Here is a 4,207-nt window from a genome sequence, read left to right on the forward strand (position 1 = left end):
CTCGCGCGCCTCGGACACGGTCTGGCTGGCGCGTTCGCGCAGGTCGGTGCCGAGGTCTCGCAGGGACTGCCCGAGCTCGCGGGCGCTGGCCTTGACCTCCTGCGCCGCCTCGCGCACCTGCGCGCTAGGGGAGATACGGTCAGCCAGGGCGTCCACGCTCGCGGCGAGGTCGGCCCGCGCAGCAGCCAGCCGCGCCTGGATCTCCTCGGGCGTCTCCTCGTGCGCCGTCTGCTCCTGGCTCATGAGCGCAGCGCCTTGACGACGGCGTACAGGCTCAGGCCGGCCAGCGCGAGGGCGGCACCGGTGACGATCGCCAGCGAGCGCGGGTCGCCGTCGGCGGCGTCGTCCAGCAGGCGACGGGCGCGGTCGGCCGGGCTGGCTGCGCCCGCTTGGCCGGAGGAGCCCAGCTCGTCGACGGCGTCCTCAGCCTTGTCCCGGGCGGTATCGGCAGCGTCCTGCGCGCGCTCCTTGAGCTCGGCCAGGCCGGCGCGCACCCGCACCTTCGCCTCGTCGGCGGCCTGACGCGCCTGGGCCTTGAGCGAGGTAGGAGCCAGGCGGAAGCCCAGGTCCTCCAGGTCGCGGGAGAGCGTGCGACGGCGCTCGGCCAGCTGGGCCTCGATCTCCTCCACGGTCAGGGAGGCGGGTGCGGCAGCGGGGTTCTGGGCGGTCACTGGGCCTCTCCCTTCCTCAGGCCCGCCTGGACGGCGGTCTTGGCGGTCTCCAGGTCTTCCTTGAGACCGTCCTGCGGGGCCGGGACGTCCTGGGCTCCGGCCTGGAGCTTCTTGACGCCGACCAAGGCGAGGAAGGCGACGATGATGAGGATGACGACGGCGACGATGAGGTAGCCCGCCCACAGGGGCAGGGCGACGGCGATGGCGTGAGCGGCGGCGTCCAGCAGCAGGCCCAGCGCGTACAGGGCCAGCACGCCGGCGGCGGCGAGCAGGCCGATACCGGTCCCCATCTTGATGGCCATGCGCTTGCCCTTGGCCTTGGCCAGGTCGATCTCACCCTTGATCAGTCCAGAGACGTTCTCTGAGATGCGGGCGACGAGCTCGCCGAGCGTGGGCTGGGATGCCTCGCGCGGTGGTGTGGGGGGCAGGTTCTGGGACATAGAGGACCGACCTTCTTCTCACGATGCGACTGGCGACGAGATCGCCGGTGGGCACAACAGACATGCGAAGGCTATCGCGATCGGGCCGCCTGTGGGCGCTGGCGGGTGCTCGGCAAGGGACTTCTGGCGGACATCGGCCGGGACGCAGGCTCACAAGAAGTGCTGATGAGACTGATGGGTCCTGGTCATCCGCCGTTCATCTGTGCCCGGCACTGTGGTGCGCACGGGTGTGCAAGGACCGCGCGCCCGTCGGCGCCCTGCGCCGTCCCACCCCTGACGTCCCTGTGAGGAGTCCCTGTCATGTTCTCTGCGTCTGCGCGTCCACGCGCTGAACGACGCCGGCTGCGGCCCTGGGCCGGAGCGCTGGCTGCCAGCGTGCTCGCCCTGACCGGCACCGGCCTGGCCCTGCCGGCCACGGCTCACGCCGCCCCGGACGGCTCGAGCCTGGTCATCTCTGAGGTCTACACCTCCGGCGGCTCGGCCGGTGCCGCCTACCAGGACAAGTTCGTCGAGCTGGCCAACCCGACCGGAGCCGACCTCGCGCTGGAGGGCCTGAGCCTGTAGTACCGCTCGCCCAAGCAGAGCGCACCGGGCCTGGCCTCCAACACCTGTGCCCTGAGCGGGACGGTGAAGGCTAGGTCTGTCTTCGTCATCGCCGTCGGCAAGAGCAACGGCACGGTAGGCCAGGGCCGCCTCCTCACCTCTCCGGGCGCGCGCCAGCAGCTCGCGGTGCGTGACACGCACGTGCTCGCGGCCGGAAGCGTCCAGGAGCACGACCTCGTTACAGGCCTCCAGCACGAGCGGGGACTCAGTGACGATGACGGTGGTACGGCCCTGCCGGGCCTGGTGCACCTTGCGTGCCACACGTGACTCGGTGTGGGAGTCCAGGGCGCTGGTGGGCTCGATGAGCACGAGCGTGGGCGCCTCGGTCAGAAGTGCGCGGGCCAGGGCCACGCGCTGGCGCTGCCCGCCGGACAGTGATCTCCCCTTCTCCGTGATCATGCCAGCCAGTCCCTCCTCCAGGGAGGACCGGACGTCATGGGCATCGGCCACCTCGACGGCCTTGAGCAAGCGCTCGTCCCCAGCCTCATGGGCGGCCACCTCATGAACGTTCTGGTCCACGGCAGCCACGTTCGTGCGTCCGGACTCGGCGGCCACGAGCTGCTCGACGGCCACCGGCCCCGGCACCGCGGCCCCACGCACGTCCAGACCGGCGCGCAGCGTCCCGGTGAACAGCTGAGCGCTCGCCCCGGAGACCACGATGCTGGCGCGCACGTCCTCCAGAGGCATCTTCGCCGGCGGCCGGCCATCGAGCGTCACGGTGGGCTCGGCGTCGTCAAACCGGCCCAGACGGGTGGCCAGCGCGGCGGAGACCGACGGGTCCGAGGCGACCAGCGCCGTCGTGCGACCAGGTGCGATCCGTACCCCGGAGGCGGAGTCGACCAATGCGCCGTCGCGCGCCGAACCGTGCACGGGGTCCAGCGTCAGGCGCTCCTCGGCGCTGCCGGCCACGGGCCTGACCTGCAGGAGACGGAAGAGCTTGCGCGCACCCACGCGGGCGCGGGTGTAGTCCTGGACGGAGTTGGAGAACTCCATCAGCGGCCAGGACAGGTAGGCCGTGTAGCCGTAGAAGGTGACCAGCTCGCCGGCGCTGAGGGTGCAGGCCACCGCCATACGCGCGGCCACCCACACCACGAGGGCCACGAACAGGCCGGGCAGCAGCACCTGCAGGCTCATGAGCACCGACTGCGTACCGGCCACGCTCACTCCGCGGCGGCGCGGCTCCTGGGAGGCGTCGCGGTAGCGCTGGGCGAAGACCTCCTCACCACCGATCCCGCGCAGGATGCGCAGGCCCGCCACCGTGTCCGTGGTGATCGTGGTGACCTCGGACTGTGCCTCGCGCTGGTAGGCCTGGCGCCGTTGGAGAGGTTTGATGACCAGGGTGACGATCCAGGCGACCAGCGGCATCCCGATCAGCGCGATGAGGCCGAGCTGCACCGAGGTGCGCAGCATGAGTACGGCGACCACGAGGAAGGAGATCGCGGCACCGATCAGGCCTGGTAGGCGCTCGAGGAAATTGCCCATGTACTGCGCGTCCGAGGCCACCACCGCAGCGACCTCACCGGTAGAGACCTGCCTAGGCAGGTCTCTACCGGTCGTCGTCACCTGGCGTCCTACCAGCCGCGAGACATCGAAGGTGGTGCGCATCCAGGCATGGATACGCACGTAGGACAGGGTCGTGTCTGCCCCGGCATAGACGCAGAACAGGGCCAGCAGCCCCAGGCTGATCGTCCACACGCGCCCGCTCAGGCCGTTCTCGATCCCGGCGTCTAGGGCGGCGCCAAGGAAACCAGGGACGATGGCCTGGATGACGTTGGCGACGATTGAGGCTGCGGCTGCCAGGAGAACGGGCGTGGCGGCACGGCGAAGCAACCACCCCAGGAGACGGCCGGGCGAGGTCGCCGTGGGCTGGGGTAGCGGGTCCCCCGGCTGGGGGAGGAGATGACGGTGGCGGCCCGCCTGCGGGGCGGGGCGTGGGTGGCCGATGCGCCTGGCCCCGGCCTGCGCAGCCATACCGCTTCTGCGCGTGCCACGGCGGTAGCATCGAGGCAGCTGCCGTCCCGGTACACCCCATCCCCTCCCGGAAGGCCCGCACATGGATGCCGAACAGACCCGTCAGGCCGCGCTGGCGGCGGACCGGGACCTGGCTGCCTCGACCACCGACTTCGCCCTCCAGGCCGCCATCGCCGCGAACCGCCCGGACCTGGTTGACGCGCTCGCGCTCAACACCTCCCTCTACGCTGACCTGCGCACCTGGGTGGACGAGCAGCTGGCGGGTTCTGCCGTGCAGGCTTCCGAGCCAGCCGCGGACCAACCGGGCTCCGCGCCCGAGCAGCAGCCCCCGGCCGACGCTCTGACCTCTGGAGCAGGGACGAGCTCACCTGCGCCCGGCTCGGAGACCCCCGTCACCGCCGGACCCGAGAGCCTGAGCAGTGGTGCTCCGGCGGACGCGCTCACCTCCGCCGCCGAGGCTCACGTGCTGCCCGAGGCGGATACCGAGCCCGAGCCTGAGGATCCTGAGCTGGCCGCCGAGCC

General features: G+C 71.4%; 5 protein-coding genes. 1 reads left to right on the forward strand and 4 read right to left on the reverse strand.

Annotated elements, in window-relative coordinates; genetic code table 11:
* The 4 genes from HMPREF0058_RS02665 to HMPREF0058_RS02680 form a co-directional block, all read right to left on the reverse strand.
* Positions 1 to 243, reverse strand: a 243-nt coding sequence (locus HMPREF0058_RS02665; protein ID WP_040319646.1) for a DUF3618 domain-containing protein, incomplete at its 3' end; no start/stop codon positions are given.
* Entirely contained in the window at positions 240 to 671 is a 432-nt protein-coding gene (locus tag HMPREF0058_RS02670; RefSeq protein ID WP_006548137.1) for a hypothetical protein, read from the reverse strand. The genes HMPREF0058_RS02670 and HMPREF0058_RS02665, both read right to left, overlap by 4 nt.
* Complete coding sequence (locus HMPREF0058_RS02675) at positions 668 to 1,111, reverse strand: phage holin family protein (RefSeq protein WP_006548138.1); 444 nt, start codon at positions 1,109 to 1,111, stop codon at positions 668 to 670. Before HMPREF0058_RS02675 ends, HMPREF0058_RS02670 begins: the two co-directional genes overlap by 4 nt.
* A gap of 150 nt (positions 1,112 to 1,261) precedes the next feature.
* On the reverse strand, positions 1,262 to 3,685 hold the full coding sequence (locus HMPREF0058_RS02680) for an ABC transporter ATP-binding protein (RefSeq protein ID WP_006548139.1): 2,424 nt from the start codon (positions 3,683 to 3,685) through the stop codon (positions 1,262 to 1,264).
* Between the two features lie 82 nt (positions 3,686 to 3,767).
* On the opposite strand from HMPREF0058_RS02680, the gene HMPREF0058_RS12600 reads away from it, so the two are divergent.
* A partial coding sequence (locus HMPREF0058_RS12600) for a variant leucine-rich repeat-containing protein (protein WP_006548140.1) occupies positions 3,768 to 4,207 on the forward strand: 440 nt, incomplete at its 3' end.

This window comes from Actinomyces urogenitalis DSM 15434 (genome assembly GCF_000159035.1).
Taxonomy (GTDB): domain Bacteria; phylum Actinomycetota; class Actinomycetes; order Actinomycetales; family Actinomycetaceae; genus Actinomyces; species Actinomyces urogenitalis.

Excerpts from the sequence above, each read along its gene's own strand:
- HMPREF0058_RS02680 (WP_006548139.1), bottom strand. The coding sequence starts at position 3,685 with ATGGCTGCGCAGGCCGGGGCCAGGCGCATCGGCCACCCACGCCCCGCC.
- HMPREF0058_RS02675 (WP_006548138.1), bottom strand. The coding sequence starts at position 1,111 with ATGTCCCAGAACCTGCCCCCCACACCACCGCGCGAGGCATCCCAGCCC.